20 protein-coding genes are annotated in these 18,957 nt (G+C 61.5%); 2 read left to right on the plus strand and 18 right to left on the minus strand.

What is annotated here, in order from left to right; all coding sequences use genetic code 11:
* The 7 genes from CZ203_RS14425 to acpS all read right to left on the minus strand — a co-directional run.
* On the minus strand, window positions 1-345 hold a 345-nt coding region (locus CZ203_RS14425; protein ID WP_159456308.1), incomplete at its 3' end, for a hypothetical protein.
* 74 nt (window positions 346-419) lie between these two features.
* Window positions 420-626: a hypothetical protein gene (locus tag CZ203_RS01575; protein WP_087064333.1), complete on the minus strand. Its 207-nt coding sequence runs from the start codon at window positions 624-626 to the stop codon at window positions 420-422.
* Between the two features lie 26 nt (window positions 627-652).
* Complete coding sequence (locus CZ203_RS01580) at window positions 653-1,015, minus strand: type II toxin-antitoxin system PemK/MazF family toxin (protein WP_087064334.1); 363 nt, start codon at window positions 1,013-1,015, stop codon at window positions 653-655.
* 166 nt (window positions 1,016-1,181) lie between these two features.
* Complete coding sequence (alr, locus tag CZ203_RS01585; RefSeq protein ID WP_159456309.1) at window positions 1,182-2,306, minus strand: alanine racemase; 1,125 nt, start codon at window positions 2,304-2,306, stop codon at window positions 1,182-1,184.
* Window positions 2,307-2,329: 23 nt separating this feature from the next.
* Window positions 2,330-2,758, minus strand: coding sequence for a hypothetical protein (locus CZ203_RS01590; protein WP_087064336.1), 429 nt, complete (start codon window positions 2,756-2,758; stop codon window positions 2,330-2,332).
* 1 nt (window position 2,759) lies between these two features.
* Window positions 2,760-3,476: an NAD(P)H-hydrate dehydratase gene (locus CZ203_RS01595; protein WP_087064337.1), complete on the minus strand. Its 717-nt coding sequence runs from the start codon at window positions 3,474-3,476 to the stop codon at window positions 2,760-2,762.
* Window positions 3,469-3,828, minus strand: a complete 360-nt coding sequence (gene acpS / locus CZ203_RS01600) for a holo-ACP synthase (protein WP_087064338.1) — start codon at window positions 3,826-3,828, stop codon at window positions 3,469-3,471. Before acpS ends, CZ203_RS01595 begins: the two co-directional genes overlap by 8 nt.
* A 253-nt stretch (window positions 3,829-4,081) precedes the next feature.
* Here acpS and CZ203_RS01605 point away from each other — a divergent pair, with 253 nt between their 5' ends.
* Together CZ203_RS01605 and CZ203_RS01610 are read left to right on the plus strand one after the other, a co-directional pair.
* On the plus strand, window positions 4,082-4,645 hold the full coding sequence (locus tag CZ203_RS01605; protein WP_087064339.1) for a DUF3793 family protein: 564 nt from the start codon (window positions 4,082-4,084) through the stop codon (window positions 4,643-4,645).
* A 39-nt stretch (window positions 4,646-4,684) separates the two neighbouring features.
* On the plus strand, window positions 4,685-5,116 hold the full coding sequence (locus CZ203_RS01610; RefSeq protein WP_087064340.1) for a flavodoxin: 432 nt from the start codon (window positions 4,685-4,687) through the stop codon (window positions 5,114-5,116).
* Between the two features lie 218 nt (window positions 5,117-5,334).
* Here the strand turns inward: CZ203_RS01610 and CZ203_RS01615 are convergent, their stop codons facing one another.
* The 11 genes from CZ203_RS01615 to typA form a co-directional block, all read right to left on the minus strand.
* Entirely contained in the window at window positions 5,335-6,210 is an 876-nt protein-coding gene (locus CZ203_RS01615) for a DMT family transporter (protein ID WP_235847434.1), read from the minus strand.
* 17 nt (window positions 6,211-6,227) lie between these two features.
* Window positions 6,228-6,512 (minus strand): metal-sensing transcriptional repressor, encoded by a 285-nt coding sequence (locus tag CZ203_RS01620; RefSeq protein ID WP_235847435.1) that lies wholly within the window; start codon window positions 6,510-6,512, stop codon window positions 6,228-6,230.
* Window positions 6,513-6,652: 140 nt separating this feature from the next.
* Complete coding sequence (locus tag CZ203_RS01625; RefSeq protein ID WP_087064343.1) at window positions 6,653-7,729, minus strand: tartrate dehydrogenase; 1,077 nt, start codon at window positions 7,727-7,729, stop codon at window positions 6,653-6,655.
* A 24-nt stretch (window positions 7,730-7,753) separates the two neighbouring features.
* A complete protein-coding gene (locus tag CZ203_RS01630; RefSeq protein WP_087064344.1) occupies window positions 7,754-9,013 on the minus strand; it encodes a phosphoglycerate kinase in 1,260 nt (419 codons plus the stop codon).
* Window positions 9,014-9,029: 16 nt separating this feature from the next.
* Window positions 9,030-10,049, minus strand: a complete 1,020-nt coding sequence (locus CZ203_RS01635) for a type II glyceraldehyde-3-phosphate dehydrogenase (RefSeq protein ID WP_087064345.1) — start codon at window positions 10,047-10,049, stop codon at window positions 9,030-9,032.
* A gap of 452 nt (window positions 10,050-10,501) precedes the next feature.
* Window positions 10,502-12,148, minus strand: coding sequence for a homocysteine S-methyltransferase family protein (locus CZ203_RS01640; RefSeq protein WP_087064346.1), 1,647 nt, complete (start codon window positions 12,146-12,148; stop codon window positions 10,502-10,504).
* A gap of 11 nt (window positions 12,149-12,159) precedes the next feature.
* Window positions 12,160-14,526: a homocysteine S-methyltransferase family protein gene (locus tag CZ203_RS01645; RefSeq protein WP_087064347.1), complete on the minus strand. Its 2,367-nt coding sequence runs from the start codon at window positions 14,524-14,526 to the stop codon at window positions 12,160-12,162.
* Window positions 14,501-15,178, minus strand: coding sequence for a hypothetical protein (locus CZ203_RS01650; protein ID WP_087064348.1), 678 nt, complete (start codon window positions 15,176-15,178; stop codon window positions 14,501-14,503). Before CZ203_RS01650 ends, CZ203_RS01645 begins: the two co-directional genes overlap by 26 nt.
* Before the next feature lie 146 nt (window positions 15,179-15,324).
* Entirely contained in the window at window positions 15,325-16,512 is a 1,188-nt protein-coding gene (dinB, locus tag CZ203_RS01655) for a DNA polymerase IV (RefSeq protein ID WP_268875360.1), read from the minus strand.
* A 119-nt stretch (window positions 16,513-16,631) separates the two neighbouring features.
* Window positions 16,632-17,006 carry a RidA family protein gene (locus CZ203_RS01660; RefSeq protein WP_087064349.1) on the minus strand — a complete coding sequence of 125 codons (375 nt, stop codon included), beginning with the start codon at window positions 17,004-17,006 and terminating at the stop codon, window positions 16,632-16,634.
* 31 nt (window positions 17,007-17,037) lie between these two features.
* A complete protein-coding gene (gene typA / locus CZ203_RS01665; protein ID WP_087064350.1) occupies window positions 17,038-18,861 on the minus strand; it encodes a translational GTPase TypA in 1,824 nt (607 codons plus the stop codon).
* Between the last annotated feature and the right edge of the window lie 96 nt (window positions 18,862-18,957).

An 18,957-nucleotide genomic window follows, 5' to 3' on the forward strand; every position in this document is an offset into this window, starting at 1 on the left:
CGGGGCGGGCGGCGGGCATTCCTGCTCCCGCCGCCTCGGCTCCGGCGGCGTTTCCACCGTGTCGTTTGCGCCGGCCAGTTCATACGACTGCGGGAGCGCCGCCCCAAAGCCGGCCTGTGCCAGGCTTTGCCGGGTCAGCGTGCGGCGCAGGTACAGGCCGCCGCCCTCCGGCTCGAGCACGCCGAGCAGCAAAGGGGGCGCCGCCCCGACTGCCACCCCATAGCAGCGCAGCACTTCAAGCGTATAATATTTGGGGCAGCGCACCTCAAACGTCACGGCGCGCGCATTTTCCGTAACTGCGACCGTACCGACCGCCTCCCCTTTCCGGCGCACCGTAAATTCCATGCCGCATGCCTCCAAACCACAAAAAATAAGCGTATCCTTACTTAAGGATACGCTTATACGGGTCTTATTATGACTTAAGGCGTTTCCGCCCCAGGCTGTTGCCCGGCGCCCGCGGCAACCGTTTCCGGCGTTTTGGGCATGAGCACCTTCATGCGGTATTCTTCTGTAATGCGCGGCGGCTCCTGCGCATGGTAAACCGCATCCGCCGCCGCATAACCGGTGGCCAGCATCACCAACATCAGGAATGCGCCCGTTGAGATGATAAACTTGCGTTTGTTCACCGCTCTTTTGCTCCTCAAATGCTCCCCTATTGCATCGGCTGTTCCAGTCCGAAGCTTACCGCAAGCGCCTCGTCGACCTGGTTCATATGGTTCTCATCCAGGCATCCCATGCGTTCACGCAGGCGTTTTTTGTCCAGTGTACGGATTTGCTCCATTAATATGACGGAGTCTTTGGTCAGGCCGAAGCTCCGCGCGCCCAGTTCGATATGCGTCGGCATTTTTGCCTTGTTGATCTGGGAGGTGATCGCCGCGGCGATCACGGTCGGACTGTGGCGGTTCCCGACATTATTCTGCACGATAAGTACGGGACGCACGCCGCCCTGCTCACTGCCGACAACCGGGCTTAAATCGGCATAGTAAATCTCTCCCCGTTTAACATTGTGATCCACAGTTTCTCACTCCGATGGAAAAGTTATTTGCGGCATATTTTGTACCGCAACCTTATTTTTCCCACAAAGCCGGCGATTATAATCCGGATCGGCAAATTTTTTTGCCAAACGGCGGGACGCTTTCCGCGTCCCCTGTTTATCCTATGTCAAAACGGGGGCATTTGTTTCAACCGATATAAATACGCGGCACGCGGCTCGACACCGCGCACAGCACCTCATAGGTAATCGTGTCGACCGATTCGGCCACGTCTTCCGCCGTGACGCCCTCCGGCCCGAAAATGATGGCTTCGTCGCCGCGGCGCACCGCAAGGCCGTCCGGCAATTCCGCCATACACATATCCATGCAGATACGGCCGACGACCGGCACCACCCGCCCGCCGAGCAGCACGCTGGCATGTCCCGGACGGCCGCGCAGGTACCCGTCCGCATAGCCGATGGACAGTACCGCCAGGCGCGTGTCCCGCGCGGCCTCGTACGTGCGGCCATAACTGACCGTACTGCCCGCATCCACCGTGTGCACCTGCACGATGCGCGCCTTGAGCGTCATCGCCGGGCGCAGGCCAAGCGTGCGCGGGATCGCCCTGTCCGGGTAATACCCATACAAAATAATCCCGGCGCGCACCATGTTCATATAGCTGCCGGGATGCTGCAGCACCGCGCCGCTGTTGGCGCAGTGGCGCACCGCAAGGTGCAGGCCTCGCGCCTCCAGCATCTCGCAGACCGCCTCAAACCGCGCCTGCTGCATAGCGGTAAACGCCGCGCCGTCCACCTCGTCGGAGACGGCGAAGTGCGTGAATATCCCATCCGGCCGCAAGCCCGGTAGCTTAGAGATGCGCAGGATTTCGCCCGCCGTCTCCTCCAGGTGGTGCGCCGGGAAACCAAGGCGGGACATGCCCGTGTCCAGCTTGAAATGGACACGGATTTCCTCGCCCTCCTCCATGGCGGCGGCGGACAGCATTTCCGCCGTCTCAAAGTCGTACACCGCCGCGGTGATGCGGTACCGCGCGACCAGGGCGGCGTCCGCTTCGTCCACGTAGCCGAGGATCAGGATCGGCAGCGTCACGCCCTGCTCGCGCAGCTCGACGGCTTCGGGTACTGTGGCCACGCCGAAATACGCCGCGCCCGCCTTTTGCAGCCGCTTAGCCACGGGCACGCTGCCGTGACCGTAGGCGTTCGCCTTAATGACGCACAGCACGCCGCAATCGCCGACCTGCCTCTGGATGTTTTGAAAATTCCGCTCTATTGTATTTAAATCAATCTCCGCCCACGCGCGGTGTGTGTTTTTCTTCATATTCTCCCCACCGATGGAATCCGTCATGATTGCCCCTGGAACCCGCTGAAAACGCAGCGCAAAACCCGCTGCCCGTCGATATACAGCTCGGCGCACACCGGCGCCCATGTCTTTTCCGCAAGCCAGACCTGCTTTTCCGTGCCCTCGCGCACATAGCGCAGCACCGTCGCGGGCTCGCCGTTTACCTGTTCGCCCCAAACCTCGTCCGGGCTGGAAGCCCGCAGGTCGTAAAGCAGGTACGGCACCGCATCCGCCGGGGAAAAGCCCGGGGTCTCAGGCGCGGGCGCATCCAGCGCCGTGCCGTCGTATTCCAGGGTCATTTGCAGCCGGTTGTCGCCCGATATCGTTTCGCTGACGCCGCTCAAATCCTCAGGGGCGGTCAGCGTCAGGCGGTCGCTGCTTGTTTTATTATACTCATAATCGGCCTCATATTCCAGTGTTGATTGTCCCAAATCAGAAAGAATTTTGACATGGAATTCCGCCGCCTGCAGCCCGTCGTAATACGCCCGCGCCGCTTCCTCGCCGGACGCGCCCCCGCCGCCTGCGCCGCAGCCTGCCAGCGCCGCAAACAGNGCGGTGGCTTTTCAGCAGGACGACCGCGCCGGTCTGCCCTGCGAACCGGCGGGCTTCCCGTTCCCCCGCGTCCGCCTGCCCGCACAGCCGGGAAAACTCGCCCGCGTGCGGCGTCAGGATGACCGGTGCGCTGGTGCTGCGCAATACATCTATATGTCCGGCAAGGGCGTTTATGCCGTCCGCATCGACGATTACCGGGCACTTCGCGCCCTGGATCAGCAGGGCGACCGCGTCCGCCGTCCCCGCCCCGCGCCCGAGGCCGCAGCCGACCAGGATCGCCTTGGCCTTGCCCGCATACGCCAGCGCTTGGCGCGCGCCTTCCGCGTTGATCCGCCCTTCGCCGCCGCACGCCACGGGATAGACGACCGGTTCGTTCAGCTTTGCCGCGAGGACCGGATAGACCGCCTCAGGCGTGCACAGCGTCACCACGCCGCTCCCCGTCCTTACCGCAGCCTGCGCGGCGAAAAAGGCCGCGCCGGTATAGCCCCGGCTGCCGCATACCGCGAGCACACGGCCATAATGGTCCTTATGCGTTTCCGACTTGCGCGGCGGGATCACGGCGTCCAGATACCGCTGGTCGATCAGGGTCTCATGCATGGCCGCCCTCCTGGATCAGCGCCGTCGCCGTGGCGTAATCCCTGCAATGCGAAATGGAAACCAGGATTTGCAGCCCTTCGCGCCCACGTACATGCGCCTGCGGCGCGCCGGCCGCCGTATGCAAAATCTCGATATCGGTAAACGCCACCCCCTGCGCCAATCCCGTGCCCAGCGCCTTGGCGACCGCTTCCTTCGCGCAGAACAGGCCTGCCGCGCTCTGCGCCGCCAGATCCCCCGCATCCCGCAGGTACGCCTGCTCGTCCTCCGTGTAAACGCGCTGCACAAAACGCGCCTTCCGGATCGCCTCTGCAATCCGGCTGATTTCGATGATATCCGTGCCCAACCCGCGCATATGCCCTCCTCCCAGCCAGACCAACCGGCTGTAATCGCTGTTATGTAAAATTAGGGTATCACGTTTTATGTTTCCCCGCAACCGGCCTGTTGCCCCTGGGTAAATTTTTTTCAGAAAAGGCTTGACGCTTCGGCGGCGGCATGGTATTATAAGCACAAGTTAGCAGTAGCTAACCAATCCAAAAGCCGCAAGGCTTTTCTTTCGCCCGTCCGGTTAGCATACGCTAACCAACTATGATTCCGAGGTGACACCTGTGCCTTCTTATTTTGAAAACGCACTTGTTAACTATTGCGCCCCAACGCTTGCGGGGCTCAAGCCTGCGAGCCTGATGGCTTGCGAAAAGGCGGAATACCCAAACCTTGGCGCGCTTGCCGCGCAGTATACCGCCGCGCTGCGCGCCCAAGGGCTGCGCTTTGAAGTGGTCTGCCGCTGCGCGCACAGCAGCCTGCTGCTGGTATACCGCGAGGATATGCTGCGCCGCCGCCTTGCGGAGCCGGCTGCCGCGGCACTGTTGCAGGCCGCCGGCTACCCGGCTGGCGGGGCGCTTGCCGAAATGCTGGCGCGACTCAAACGGCGGATCGCACAGAATGCGGATTTCCCGCACGAAATCGGCGTTTTCCTCGGCTACCCGCTCGAAGATGTGCGCGGTTTCCAGCGGCACAAGGGGCAAAACTTCAAGCTTTGCGGCTACTGGAAGGTTTATTCCGACGTGGAACGCGCCAAGCGCTGTTTTGCCCAATACGACCATTGCCGCGCATGCTTTGCCGGCAAGCTGGCGCAAGGCATGTCCATCACACAGCTGCTCCGTGCAGCGTGATATTGAACCAATTTAAATTCATTTGGAGGTACGAATATTATGAGTAAGATGGCTGTAATCTACTGGTCCCAGGGCGGCAACACCGAGGCGATGGCCGGCGCAATTGCCGGCGGCGCCCGGGACGCCGGCGCGGACGTTTCCCTTCTGCATGTTTCTGAAATCGACGCCGCCAAGGCCGCCATGTTTGACTCCCTCGCGCTGGGCTGCCCGGCTATGGGCGCGGAAGTGCTTGAAGAGGCCGAGTTTGAGCCGTTTTTCACCGAACTGGAGCGCAAGCTGACCGGCAAGCCCGTCGCGTTGTTCGGCTCCTACGGCTGGGGTGACGGACAGTGGATGCGCGACTGGCAGGAACGTACCGAAGCGGCCGGCGCGCGCCTTTATCACGGCGAAGGGCTTATCGTCCACGAAACCCCGGACGAAGCCGCGCTGGCACAGTGCCGCGCATTCGGCGCAGGCTTTGCCAACCCCTAATCCCCGAAGCTATCATGCTCCTGCCGATTAAAACCAGTCTTCCCTTGCGTATCACTTAACTTCTCTTTATCACAACCATATTCCCCGCGCCTTCTCATGGATCAAGAAGGCCGTATCACATTTTTCTCCCGATATACAAACCAATACAAGCAAAGGCAGGCCCCGGGCATGTAGTGAAACCGGCCGGACGAAGAAACGTCCGGCCGGTACTTTTTGCCTTATGCCCCGCTTTCGCGCCGGGGTTCCGTGGCCAGCACCGCGCCGGCCGCCATGACGGCAAGCGCCGCCAGGAAAAGGGGGCTTGGCCGCTGCCGGAACACCAGGAAGGAAACCGCCGCGCCGATGAACGGCGATACGGCGTAATATGCGCTCGTCCTGGCCGCGCCCAGCCCACGCTGCGCCGCGACATAAAAGAAGATACTCAGCCCGTAGGCGACAAACCCCAGCACAAGCGCGGCCAGGGTCAGCCGCAGCGCCGCCAGCCGCTCCCCGGCCGCTAACGCAATGGCGAGCGAACCGGCGCCCGAACCAAAGCCCTTGACCACGACGACCTGAAGCGGATCCTTTTCGGACAGCTTGCGCGTGCAGTTGTTTTCAAAGCCCCAGCAGACACAGGCAAGGAGCACGAACAGGGAGCCCGGCGAAAAGGCAAAGCTGGCCGCGTCTTCCACGGACAGCAGCATGCATGAAAAAGTAATGCAGGCGACGCCCGCCCACAGCCTCCCGCTGACCGGTTCGTGAAAAACCGCCAGCGCGACCGCGGTGGTCGCGACGATCTCAAAATTATTGAGCAGCGAAGCGTTAGCCGCCGTGGTCATGGACAGGCCGAGCATCAGGAAAATGGGCGCGGCAATATCAAGCGCGACCATGCCGACGGTATAGGGCAGCTCCCTGCGCGTCAAGCGGCCTTCTTTGCCGCCGCGTCCCGCCTTGCCGCGTATCACGCCGAAAAGCAGCATCCCGCCGCCCGCGCCGAGGTACAGGAGCGCCGCCATCATCATTGGCGGCACATCCGCCAGCAGCACCTTGGAAAAGGGCGTGCTGACCGCATAGAGCGCCGCCGCCAGGATCGCCCGTCCCACATCCTTTTTCACGCTATCGCCCGCTTTTCCTATTTTACAAATTGTTCGATCGCCGACGTCAGGTCGTCCAGCATCTTCTGGTCGCCGGACTCGACCGCATGTACGATGCAGTGGTTGATGTGGTCCTGCAGGATAATTTTCCCGACGCTGTTGACCGCGGCGCGCACCGCAGCGATCTGCACCAGCACCTCGCTGCAGTCCCGGTCGTCCTCGACCATCCGCTTGACCGCTTCCATATGTCCGATTACGCGCGCCATCCGGTTGAGTACGGCCTGTTTATTGGGGTGCGCGTGGTGATGCTCATGGTGTTCCATCTTGTCCCTCCTCATCCCCCCCAGGGGGATATTGTTGTCTTTAGCATACCCCTTATTTTATATCCCGTCAAGGGATATGGCAAGACCCGGCACAATTGTGCCGGGTCTTGCCCGTTAAAAAGGCGTTGCCACCCCGATCTTTACTTTCCGCAGTTCCGGCAGAGGACGCGCACCACTTCGTCGCCGACCTCATCCGTATGCGCGGTGCCGCCCATGTCCGGCGTGAGCGCCTTGGCTTCGACCATGACCTGCTCGATCACGCCGATCAGCTTTGCGCCCCAGGCCTCATGGCCGAAGAAATCGAGCATCTGGCTTGCCGACCAGACGGAGGCAAGCGGGTTGGAAATCTTCTTGCCGGCAATATCCGGCGCGGAACCGTGGATCGGCTCAAACATGGACGGGAACGTGCGCTCGGGGTTGAGGTTCGCGCCCGCCGCAAGGCCCATGCCGCCCGAAATCGCGGCGCCCAGGTCGGTGATGATGTCGCCGAAAAGGTTGGACGTGACAACGACCTGGAAACGCTGCGGGTCCTTGACGAAGAACATGCTTGCCGCGTCCACCAGCAGGGAATATGTCTCGACATCCGGGTATTCCTTGCCGACCTCCGCAAACACCTCGTCCCAGAAGACCATGGAGTAATTGAGGGCGTTGCCCTTGCTGATGCTGGTCAGCGTCTTGCGCTCCTTGCGCGCAAGCTCATAGGCATAACGGATAATGCGCTCCGTGCCCTTGCGGGAGAACACGCCGGTTTGCAGCACGACCTCGTTCGGCTGCCCCTTGAAGAGCCAGTCGCCCGCGCCTGCATATTCGCCCTCGCTGTTTTCGCGGATGACGATCATATCGATATCGCCCTTCTTGCAGCCGGCCAGCGGGCAGGGCGCGCCGTCCAGCAGCTTGACGGGGCGCACGTTGACATACTCGTCAAAGTCGTGGCGGATGCGCAGCAACAAGTCCCACAGGGAGATATGGTCGGGCACGCCGGGCGCGCCGACCGCGCCGAGATAGATCGCGTCGAACTGCTTCAGCTTTTCGATCCCGTCGTCATCCATCATTTTCCCGGTCTTGAGGTAATATTCGCAGCCCCACGGGAAATGTGTAAATTCAAAGCGGAAGGAGCCGTCCAGCTCGGCCACCTTGTCCAGCACCTTAATCCCTTCGGCCAGCACCTCTGGGCCTACGCCATCGCCTGCGATAACTGCAATTTTATACGTCTTCATACCCTTTTCATACCTTTCGTCGTTTCAGTCCAGCGGGAACGCCTGCGCCGCGTGGCGCAGCGCGCGCACGACCGGCAGCTCTTCCCCGGTCAGGAAGCGGATCAGCGCGCCGCCGCCCGTACAGATATAGCCCATCTTGTCCGCAAGGCCGTATTTGTTCGTCGCGGTGACGCTGTCGCCGCCGCCGACCACGGTATACCCGTCGGTATCTGCCAGCGCCTGCCAAATGGCCTTTGTGCCGAATTCGGTCTCCGGCTTTTCAAAAATACCCATCGGGCCGTTCACGAAAGCCGTTTTCGCCCCCATGATGATATCCGCATACTGCGCCGCCGTCCCGCGGCCAATATCGACCAGCATTTGGCCGCCCGGCAACGCCGTGCACGGCGCTTCGGCACGCTTCCCATCCACAGTATACGCCAAATCGACCGGCAGTACAATCTGGTTGCGGTATTTTTCCAGGATTGGCTTCGCGCTTTCCAGGAAGGACGCATAGCCTTGCTTTTCAATAAAGCCGCGCGACGCGGCGCCGATGTCGACGCCGCCGGCTGCGAGCAGGATGTTCGCCACCAGGCCGCCGGTCAGTACCTTGTCGGCAATGCCGCGGCCGAGCACGGTTTCCATCATCATGAACGCGTCGGCGATTTTGGCGCCGCCGAGCACAAAGACGCACGGGCGTGCCGGCGCTTCCATCAGCGACGAGATGACGCTGTACTCCTTTTCAAACAGGCGCCCCATAGCGGACGGCAACAGCTGTTCAAAGCCGCACAGCGTAGGCTGGTCGCGGTGCGCCGCGGCAAAAGCGTCGCAGACGAAGCAATCCGCGAGCGGCGCGAGCGTGCGGACGACCAGCGTCTGCGCCTGCTGCGCGTGCGTGAGTTTGAGCGAGCGCTCAAAAAGCGTCTGTTCCTCCGACATAAAACGCACATTGTCGAGCAGGAGCACTTCCCCGTTTTGCAGCCCCCGGATGGCGCTTTGCGCCGCGGGGCCGCAGACGTCCGAAATAAAACGCACCTCGCTCCCCAGCAGCGCCGAAAGCACCTTGACGTGCGGCCGCAGCGTGTAGAAGTTCTTATATTCGATATCGCTGCCCTGGTGCGCCAGGACGACGACCTTTGCGCCGCGGTCGCGCAGCTCCCGCAGGGTCGGCACGCAGCCGCGGATGCGGGTATCGTCGGTCACCGCGTCTTTTTCACGGTCGATCGGCTCGTTGATATCGACGCGCACCAGCACGGTCTTGCCTGTGACATCCAGCGCGTCCAGCGTGTAGATTCCAAACTTTTTCATTCGGCACCCCCGCCGCTTACTTGATGCCCAGGAAGCGGTTGGTCATCGCCGTGCCCTCTTCGCGGGTCATCTGCATCTCCATCGCCGCGCGGATACCGTCCATGTTCTCCGGGATGACGACGGATTCCTGCGGGATGTTGATGGCAAACATGATCTGGTTGCCGGACATTACGATCGATTCGTCCCACATCGCGATCTCGTAATTGTCGCCGCGGAACTTGCCCATGTCGCGCGCATAACGGAACAGGGACGCATTGCCGAGGAAGCCGTCCGCGATCTTGACCGTGCGGATACGCGGATGCTGCGCCGCAAGAGACAGTAGGCCGGGCTTATCAATGCTTTTTTTCGTCGTTGCCAGCACCGTAATGATATGGCCATGCGTCACCGGCGCATGCACCAGGATGCCGGTCGCGTCTACGTGCGGCATGATGCGCATCAGGTCGAGCGCCTGGTGGCTGGGCGCGTACTCCATCTGGAGCGCGTTTGTCAGGCCGCGGTGGTAATCGCCGGGGTCGGCAACGCGGCGGATAATGGTAACCGCCACCCGTTCCACGCCGACCGCGCGGTCCAGCATATCGACAGCGCGGATCAGGCCAGTCGTGTTGCAGCTCGTCAGCTTGAGGAACTGCTGCCCCAGCCCCCGCTCGTAGTTGGCATAGCCGTGGAAGAATACGTCCGCAACGTCGTTCTTTTCGCCGCCCTGGAAGATGGCCTTTTTGCCCATACGCTTGTAAAGCTCTTTATTTTTTGCGCCAATGCCCGCGGAGGTCGCGTCGAGCATGATGTCGCACTGCTCTACCAGGTCTTCCATCGTACCCGAGATCGGCACGCCGGCTTCCCTCAGCTTGTCCTCCCCCGACGGGAGGGCGTTATAAAAATGATAGGGCATGCCGGATTCCACCAGGCCGCGCACCGCAAGGGTGGGCGCAACGTCGGCAACGCCGACCAGCTCCATATCCTCCTGCAGCGCCACACCTGTGGCCAAACGGAGGCCGATAACCCCGTAACCTGCTACACCCACTTTAACTTTACTCATAATGGTGCTCCTCCTCTTCGTGCAAATCTTGGATACTTTTTGGTTAACTCTTGTGATTTATTTATTACTCTAGCACTTATCCCTAAAGAAATCAACAGGATATTTAAAACTTTTTGATTGTCTATTTTGTGTCAATATCGTTAAATACCTAACAATCGCAACTTTTTCAGCAAATATAGCAAAAACTGTTCTTTTGTGGTCATTTTCATCCGCACACGTGTCGCTGTCCGAAATTGGCGCTTCGCCCCAATTCGGAAAATTCCAGTGGTAGACTCCACAATTCAGCCCCAGCCCTTCCAGTTGTTTCCGTCAGTTTATCCGAAAACGCGGTGTTTTATTCGCACCCGTCGCCCTGACCGTTTTTGCGCATTTCAATGTTTATTTTTTCACAATCAAGCATAAAAAAGAAGCCCACGGGAAGCTTCCCATGGGCTTTGCCTTTATAGTTTATTTCACTTTTGCGGGAGCGCCTGTAAAATCTGTTCGATCAAATCGACCCGCTTGAACGGCGTCATGAAATACCAGCCGTCGGAATAGGGCGCCACCTGGCGCGCAATCTCTACCGAGGTGCGCACCGCCAACGCACCGCACGCCTCCCTGTCCTTGCCCTCGTAAAGCGCAGCCAGTTCGTCCGCAACCGTAATGCCGGGGATCTCGCTGTTCATAAAGCAGGCGTTGCGGTAGCTGACGACCGGGATCACGCCCGCCAGGATTTTTGCGTCCAGCGTCTCATGCGCCTTTTGGAGGTTTTCCAGCGCCGTCCCGCTCAACACGGGCTGCGTCAGGAACGCTTGCACCCCGTTTTGCACCTTTTCCTGCGCCAGGCGGAGCTGCACGTCAAAATTGACCGCATTGACATTGAGCGCGCCGCAGATCAGGAAGGGGGACGCAACCTCCTCCCCGAGCGACGCGATGAATTTGGCGAGCATGCGTGAATTAAAATTAAACACGCTCTTGACCTCGTCGCGCCGCGCGCTCGGGATCGGGTCGCCGGTCACGATCAGCACATTATGTACCTGCTCCATCGCAAGGCCGAGCAGCAGCGCCTTGATCGCATTGAGGTTGCGGTCGCGGCAGGTCATATGCGGCATGGTATCCAGCCCCAATTCGCGTTTTACCTTGCAGGCCAGCAGGCTGCTGTCCATGCGCGCGCGGGCGATCGGGCAGTCCGCGACGGTCAGCAGGTCGATCCCGGCGTCCTTCAGGCGGCGCGCGCCGTCCATAAAGAACCCAGCGTCGGTGTCGAGCGGCGGGTCAAGCTCGACCGCCGTCACCCGTTCCCCGGCGCGCAGCTTGTCCGCAAACCGGTTGACCTGCGCCCGGGCGGGCGCGCGGCCCTCCCCCGNTTCCGCAAGCTGCCGGGCAAAATAACCGGCGTTGTTGCCGAAAAACGTGCGGCTGCCGATGACCGTCGGGTAGCCCGCGTTGGGCATGACCGCAAGCGGCTTTGTAAACCCTCCGAGCGTCGCAAGGTACCGGTGCAGGTGATACGGGCCGGACATGCAGTTGAGCCCCACCGCATCGACCGCATCCTCCTGCTGCGCGCGTTCCAGCAGCGCCGCGCCGGGCACGCCTTCCGCGGTGAAACCGTCCGGCGAAACCGCAAACGACACGAGGATGAACGCTTCCGGGCGCCGCGCCTTGATATACCGCGTGATACCGGGCAGCTCCCGGTCGTCCGCAAACGTTTCAAACAGGAAATGCCGTGCGCCCAGCCCCAGGAACACATCCGCAATGCGCCGGTATTCCTCGGCGATGCCGGCTTCCCGCGTGCCCGATATCGGCCCGATATCGGCAAACACATATGCGCCGTGCGGCTTTGCGGCGCCTTCCGCCAGCCGCCAGCCGGCTTCCAGCACCTCCTGCACCCGCTCAAACGGCAGGCCGAGGGCAAAGGTGTTCGCGGCAAAGGTATTCGTTTTGACCGCGCGGCACCCGGCCTCGAGGTATTCCCCATGGATGCGGCGGATGAGCGCCGGGTTTTGCAGGTTCGCAAGCTCGCAGCGCACGAGCGGGTCGTCGTTTAAGGAGGCAAAATAGGTGCCCATGCCGCCGTCAAACAGCAGCGGCCCCTGTTTGACTTCTTCCAAGATTCCCATACGTATCCCCCTTAGCCCAGGACCTTCTTCGCGATGTCCACAGATTGTTTTGCGTCTTTTGCATAATAGTCCGCGCCAATTTCCGCGGCATACTCCGGCGTGAGCACCGCGCCGCCGACAAACACCGTGCACGGGTGCCCGCTTCCGCGCAGCGCGGCGATCGTTTCCGCCATGCTGGGCAGCGTCGTCGTCATAAGGGCGGACAGGCCGACCAGGTGTACATCCTGCTGCACCGCGGCGTCCACAACCGCCTGTACCGGCACGTCGCGCCCCAGGTCGATTACCTGGTAGCCGTAATTCTCCAGGATAACCTTGACGATATTTTTGCCGATATCGTGGATGTCGCCCTTGACGGTGGCCACAATGATCTTACCCTTGGAGACCGACGGCGCGCCCTTTTGGAGGATGCTGTCCTTAATGACGTCGAACGCCTCGCAGGAAGCGCCCGCGGCGTTGATCAGCTGCGGCAGGAAGATTTCGCCCTTCTCAAAGCGGTCGCCCACGCGGTCGAGCGCCGGGATCAGCATGGTGTTGATGATCGTCAGCTCATCGTGCTCCTTCAGCAGCTCGCGCGTCAGGCGGCGCGCGTCCTCCTTAAGCCCCTTGGCGACCGCATAGCCGATATCCATGCCGCCCGCGCCCGTGCCAGTTGGCTGCGGCGCGGCGGCGGGCGCCTCCGCAAAGCGCGCAATATAGGCCTCGCTGTCGCGGTCGACGTTATAGAGTACGTTGAAGGCCGAAACCGCGTCCATCATCGCGTCGAGGTTCGGGTTCAGGATGGGCAGATCCAGCCCGTGCGCCATGGCGAGCGTCAAAAAGCTGTGGTTAATCAGTTGGCGGTTCGGCAAGCCAAAAGAAATGTTGGACACGCCGAGCACGGTGTGCAGGCCGAGCCGGTCTCGCACCATGCGGAGCGCCTTGAGCGTCTCCAGCGCACCCGCCTGCTGGGCGGATACCGTCAGCGTCAGGCAGTCGATAAAGACGTTTTCCCGCGGGATGCCGTGTGCCAGCGCGGCTTGCAGGATGCGCTCCGCAATCGCAAAGCGCGCCTCCGCGGTTTCCGGGATGCCGCCCGCGTCGAGCGCCAGCCCGACGACGCACGCGCCGTATTTTTTGACGATCGGCAAGATCCTGTCCAAAACCTCAGGCTCGCCATTGACCGAGTTGACGATTGCGCGGCCGCTGTAGGCGCGCAGCCCGGCTTCGATCGCGTCCGGGTTGGAGGAATCGATCTGCAGCGGCAGGTCGACGACGCCCTGCAGGCTTTTGACCACGCGGCGCATCATCTCCGGCTCATCCACGCCGGGCAGGCCGACGTTAACGTCCAGGATATGCGCCCCGGCTTCGGCCTGCTGCACGCCCTGGGACAGGATATAATCCAGATCCCCCTCGCGCAGCGCCTGCTGGAACCGCTTTTTGCCGGTCGGGTTGATGCGCTCGCCGATGACGCGCACGCCGTCCACCGTGACTGCCTGCGTCGGGGAGCAGACGACCGTCTTGCGCACGATGGCGGGCGCGGCCGCCCCCTTGCCTTCAAGCGCCGCGCGGATCTCCCGGATGTAATCCGGCGTTGTGCCGCAGCACCCACCGACATACCGCAGCCCGAGCGCGGCGTACTGCACCATCTGCGATGCGAAATCCGCGGGGCTGATATCGTACAGCCCGGTTTCCGGGTCGGGCAGCCCCGCGTTCGCCTTGATGATGAGCGGCAGGTTCGTGCATTCCGAAAGCTGTTTCGCAATCGGGAAAATCTCGTCCGGCCCGAGCGAACAGTTGATGCCGAGCGCGTCCACGCCCAGCCCTTCCAGCACTGCCGCCATGGATGCAACGCAGCAGCCCGTAAACGTGCGGTGGTTCGGCTCAAAGGTCATGGTGACAAAGACCGGGAGGGTGGTGTGCTCCTTTGCGGCGAGCACGCCGGCTTTGACCTCGTAAAGGTCGGTCATGGTTTCAAAGACGACGAGATCCGCGCCCGCGCGCTCGCCCGCAACCAGCATCTCCCGGAACAGCGCATACGCCTCCTCAAAGGCAAGCGTGCCCGCCGGCTCCAGCAGTTCGCCGATCGGGCCGACGTCCAGCGCGACCCTTGCCGCGCGCCCCGCGCAGGCGCGCTTCGCGGTACGCACCGCGGCGGACACGACCTCTTCGGCCGAATGTCCGGTGCCGTCGAGCTTATGCGCGTTCGCCCCGAAGGTGTTGGCATAGATGATTTCGCTGCCCGCGTCCAGGTACATCCGGTGGATGTTTTCCACCGTCTCCGGATGGGTCAGGCACAGCAGTTCTGGGCGCTCGCCGAGCTTTAAGCCGCTTTTTTGCAGCATCGTGCCCATGGCGCCGTCCAGAAAAGTAATTTTATGATTTTCCACAGGTTGTTCCATCCTTTCTGAAAGCACAGGTTGCAAACAGGCTGCAATACTCGCAGCCGCGAAAGCGCTTGGGCTGCGGCCTGCCCGCCAGCCCAATGACCGCGGTCACGGACTTGCGCGGGATCAGGATACCGCTGGCCGAGACCGTCAGGCCGATTTTGCGGCTGGTATCCATCACTTCGCAAAAGGCGCGCTGCACCGTGATCGGCATGTCGCCGTAGCCCGGCGAAAAACGGTCGGTCAGGTGCATCCCGGGATGCTGCGCGAGGATTTCCGTTTCGATGTTGTCGCACACGTTTTCAATCGCCGAGCTGGCGCATGCGTCCAGGATCACCGCGCGCGCCATATCCGTAAGCTGCGCGCGCCGCAGCAGGCTTTCGATCTCCCCGCCCAGCGTTGCGGCGAGCAGGACGCAGTGCGTACATTCCCCGAGCAGCGACGCAACTTCTTCCCCGGGCAGCGTAAACGACGTGCCCGCGAGCCGCAGTCCGTCCGCACGCTCGATCCCGAACGCCTGGAAACGGTAGCGCGGCCGCGCGGTGCGCAGCACCGTATCCATTGCCTCCTGGAGCTGCGCCTCGGTCTCCGGCGGCACTTCGCCGCCCCGGTAATGCAAATATTTTAAAACCTCGTTCCGGTTGACGGCAGTCAGTACAGGTTCCATAGTTCCCTTCCTATCATACAAATTCCTATAAAAAAAGTATAAATTTATCCTGGGTGCAAAGTAAACGGCATTTTATACAAGATTCCCGCAGAAATTGCACGCAATTTGTAAACGCCCCTGTTTTGTATGATAAACAGGGGCGTTTTTTATTCGATTTCGTAGTTTTGCAGCAGGGACGCCGGCTTCACCGCGCCCTTGCCGAATTTTTCGTTCAGGCGGTCGCGCACCTGCTCCAGCTTTTCGCGTTTGGGGTCCGCAAACAGGCAAAGCTGCTCCTCCCCCGCTTCGGCCAGGTTGATCGCCGTGACCGTAATGAGCCGGATCGGCTTTTCCGTCCCCACCGCCCAGTTCCGTTCGATGATTTGCAGCGCCGCCCGGTATATCTCCTGCGTCACGTTGGTCGGGCGTTCGAGCTGCTGCTGGCGGTCGATCACGCGGAATTGGGGGTCCTTGATCGTGACCTGCACGCCGCGGCACTTTTCCCCGGTGCGGCGCAGGCGCGCCCCCACCGATTCGCAAAGCCGCATGACGCCCGCACGCACCTCCTCCAAAGTCGTCAGGTTGTGCGCAAACGTCATGCCGTTGCCGACGGATTTCGCCTTTTCCTGCTCGTCCGGCCGACGTACCGGGCCGTCGTCCAGCCCGCGCACCGCACGGAACAGCATCGCGCCGTGCTTGCCGAATTTCGCGCGCAGCACCGGCTCTTCCAGCCTCGCAAGGTCGCCGATCGTGCGCACGCCGATCTCTTGCAGCCGCCGCGCCGTGACGCGCCCGACGGAAATCAGGTCGCCCACGGGGAGCGGGTACAGCAGCGCGCGGAAGTTTTCGCGCGTGATGACGGTCGTCGCGTCCGGTTTCTTGTAATCGCTGCCCATTTTGGCAAACAGCTTGCAAAACGACACCCCGACTGATACCGTCAGCCCCAGTTCCCCTTTTACGGCGGCGCGGATTGCATCCGCCATCTCACGGCCGCTGCCGTAAAGCGCCATACTGCCCGTCACGTCGAGGAAGGATTCGTCGATGCTGACCGGCTCCACCCGGTCGGTGAAGCGGCTGTAAATCGCGTTGGCTTTGCGGGAAAAAGCCCTGTATACGTCATGGTGCGGCGGCAGGAGCAGCAGCCTCGGGCACTTTTTCTGCGCCTGCCACACGGCTTCGCCGGTTTTGACGCCGGCGGCCTTTGCCAGCTCGTTCTTGGCGAGGATGACGCCGCGCCGCTTTTCCGCGTCCCCGCACACCGCCATCGGCCGCCCCGCCGCCTCGGGGTGGCTCAGCGTTTCGACCGAGGCGTAAAACGCATTCATATCCACATGCAAAATCGTCCTCTCGCCCACGCGCGCCACCTCCTGTCCGGCCTTATTTTATCATATCCGCAGCGCCATTTCCACCCGGGACGGGAAACAGGGTCCCCGCCATCGCGGGAACCCTGTGAAACGGCTCCGGAAATGTGTATTTACTTTACCGCAATGACTTCTACTTCCAGCTTGGCGCCCATCGGCAGGCCAGCCACCGCAAAGCAGGAACGCGCCGGCGCATCGCCCGGGAAATACTTGCCGTACACCGCGTTAAACGCCGCAAAGTCGTTCAGGTCGGCCAGGAAGCAGGTCGTCTTGACGACGCGGTCAAAGCTTACGCCGGCCTCGGCCAGCACGGCCTGCAGGTTCTTCATCACCTGCTCCGCCTGCCCCTCGATGGTGTCGGCTACGATTTTGCCCTGCGAAGGGTCGATCGGGATCTGCCCCGACGTAAAAACAAAGCCGTTTGCCTCAATGCCCTGGGAATACGGCCCGATTGCCGCGGGCGCGAGCGGGGTGGAAATCTTCTTCATGATCGTACACACTCCTTGACAAATTCGATGGTTACTTGCCGCTTTTCAGCTTCTTCAGGCGCTCGGTATTGGAAAGGATCTTCTTGCGGATACGCACGTTTTTGGGCGTGATCTCAAGCAGCTCGTCGTCGCCGAGGAACTCCAGCGCGGCCTCAATCGACATCTGGCGCGGCGGGATCAGGCGCAGCGCGTCGTCCGAGCCGGAGGCGCGGGTATTGGTCAGCTGCTTCTTCTTGCAGATGTTGACCGCCATGTCCTCGCCGCGCGGGTTTTCGCCGATGACCATGCCCTCGTATACGGGCGTGCCCGCGCCGATAAACAGCGTGCCGCGCTCCTGCGCGTTATACAGGCCGTAGGTAATGGACTCGCCGGCTTCAAACGCGATCAGCGAACCGGTCTGGCGCTTGGAAATCTCGCCCTTGTACGGCTGGTAGCTGTGGAAGACCGAGGACAGCACGCCCTCGCCCTTGGTATCGGTCAGGAACTCGGTGCGGTAGCCGAACAGGCCGCGCGCCGGGACCAGGAACTCCATGCGCATACGGTCGGCGCCCTTCGGGTTCATGGAGACCAGTTCGCCCTTGCGGGAACCCATCTTCTCCATGACCGCGCCCACCGCGTCGACCGGCACGTCGGCGATCATACGCTCAACCGGCTCGCACTTCTGCCCGTCGATCTCGCGGAACAGCGCCTTGGGCGCGCCCACCTGGAACTCATAGCCCTCGCGGCGCAGGTTCTCAATCAGGATGGAAAGGTGCATTTCGCCGCGGCCGCAGACGCGGAAGGAATCCGTCGTATCGGTCTCGTTGACGCGCAGGGATACGTCCTTCAGCAGCTCGCGGAACAGGCGCTCGCGCAGGTGGCGCGAGGTGACGAACTTGCCTTCGCGTCCGGCAAACGGCGAGTCGTTAACCGAGAAGGTCATTTCGACCGTAGGCTCTGAAATCTTGACGAACGGCAGCGCCTCAACATGCTCGGGGTCGCACAGCGTTTCGCCAATGGTGACGTTCTCAATGCCGGAGAAGCAGACGATCTCGCCCGCCTTCGCCTCGTCGACCGGCTGGCGGCCCAGCTCCTCGATGGTGTACAGGGTGACCAGCTTGGCGTTGTACGGCTGGGTGTTGCCGTGGTAATCGCACACGGTAACCTGCTGCCCGACCTTCATCGAGCCGCGCTCGATGCGGCCGATGCCGATGCGGCCGACATACTCGTTATAGTCGATGGAGGAAACCAGCATCTGCGCGGGGCCTTCGGTATCGACCTGCGGCGCCGGGATATGCTCGAGGATCTGCTCGAACAGCGGCGTCAGGTCGGTGCCCTCGACGTTCGGAGACATGGAAGCGGTGCCTGCGCGGCCGGAGCAATAGACGATCGGGCTGTCAAGCTGCTCGTCGGTCGCGTCCAGGTTGAGCAGCAGCTCGAGCACTTCGTCGCCGATCTCGTTGAGGCGCGCGTCCGGGCGGTCGATCTTGTTGACCGCAATGATAATCTTGTGGCCGAACTCCAGCGCCTTCTGCAGCACAAAACGGGTCTGGGGCATGGGGCCTTCCGCCGCGTCTACCAGCAGGACCACGCCGTCGACCATCTTGAGGATACGCTCGACCTCGCCCGAAAAATCGGCGTGCCCCGGGGTATCGACAATGTTGATTTTTACATCCTTATAGTGTACCGAGGTGTTTTTCGCGAGGATGGTGATGCCGCGCTCGCGCTCGATATCGCCGGAGTCCATAACGCGCTCCTCGACCACCTGGTTTTCGCGGAATGCGCCCGCCTGCTTCAGCATCTGGTCGACCAGCGTGGTCTTGCCGTGGTCGACGTGGGCGATAATCGCAATATTTCTAAGATCGTTTCTAACCATAGTTCCTCCCAGCAGGATTGTTTCTCATAACTGCCTAAAAATTCACCTTATTATTATACTCTGTCAATTCCTACATTTCCAGACATGGAATTATCA

It is taken from the genome of Intestinibacillus massiliensis, from assembly GCF_900155735.1.
Taxonomy (GTDB): Bacteria; Bacillota; Clostridia; order Oscillospirales; family Butyricicoccaceae; genus Intestinibacillus; species Intestinibacillus massiliensis.

Excerpts from the sequence above, each read along its gene's own strand:
- alr (WP_159456309.1), bottom strand. The coding sequence starts at position 2,306 with ATGAAGAAAAACACACACCGCGCGTGGGCGGAGATTGATTTAAATACA.
- acpS (WP_087064338.1), bottom strand. The coding sequence starts at position 3,828 with ATGCGCGGGTTGGGCACGGATATCATCGAAATCAGCCGGATTGCAGAG.
- CZ203_RS01610 (WP_087064340.1), top strand. The coding sequence starts at position 4,685 with ATGAGTAAGATGGCTGTAATCTACTGGTCCCAGGGCGGCAACACCGAG.
- CZ203_RS01620 (WP_235847435.1), bottom strand. The coding sequence starts at position 6,512 with ATGGAACACCATGAGCATCACCACGCGCACCCCAATAAACAGGCCGTA.
- CZ203_RS01625 (WP_087064343.1), bottom strand. The coding sequence starts at position 7,729 with ATGAAGACGTATAAAATTGCAGTTATCGCAGGCGATGGCGTAGGCCCA.
- CZ203_RS01630 (WP_087064344.1), bottom strand. The coding sequence starts at position 9,013 with ATGAAAAAGTTTGGAATCTACACGCTGGACGCGCTGGATGTCACAGGC.
- CZ203_RS01635 (WP_087064345.1), bottom strand. The coding sequence starts at position 10,049 with ATGAGTAAAGTTAAAGTGGGTGTAGCAGGTTACGGGGTTATCGGCCTC.
- CZ203_RS01645 (WP_087064347.1), bottom strand. The coding sequence starts at position 14,526 with ATGGAACAACCTGTGGAAAATCATAAAATTACTTTTCTGGACGGCGCC.
- CZ203_RS01650 (WP_087064348.1), bottom strand. The coding sequence starts at position 15,178 with ATGGAACCTGTACTGACTGCCGTCAACCGGAACGAGGTTTTAAAATAT.
- CZ203_RS01660 (WP_087064349.1), bottom strand. The coding sequence starts at position 17,006 with ATGAAGAAGATTTCCACCCCGCTCGCGCCCGCGGCAATCGGGCCGTAT.
- typA (WP_087064350.1), bottom strand. The coding sequence starts at position 18,861 with ATGGTTAGAAACGATCTTAGAAATATTGCGATTATCGCCCACGTCGAC.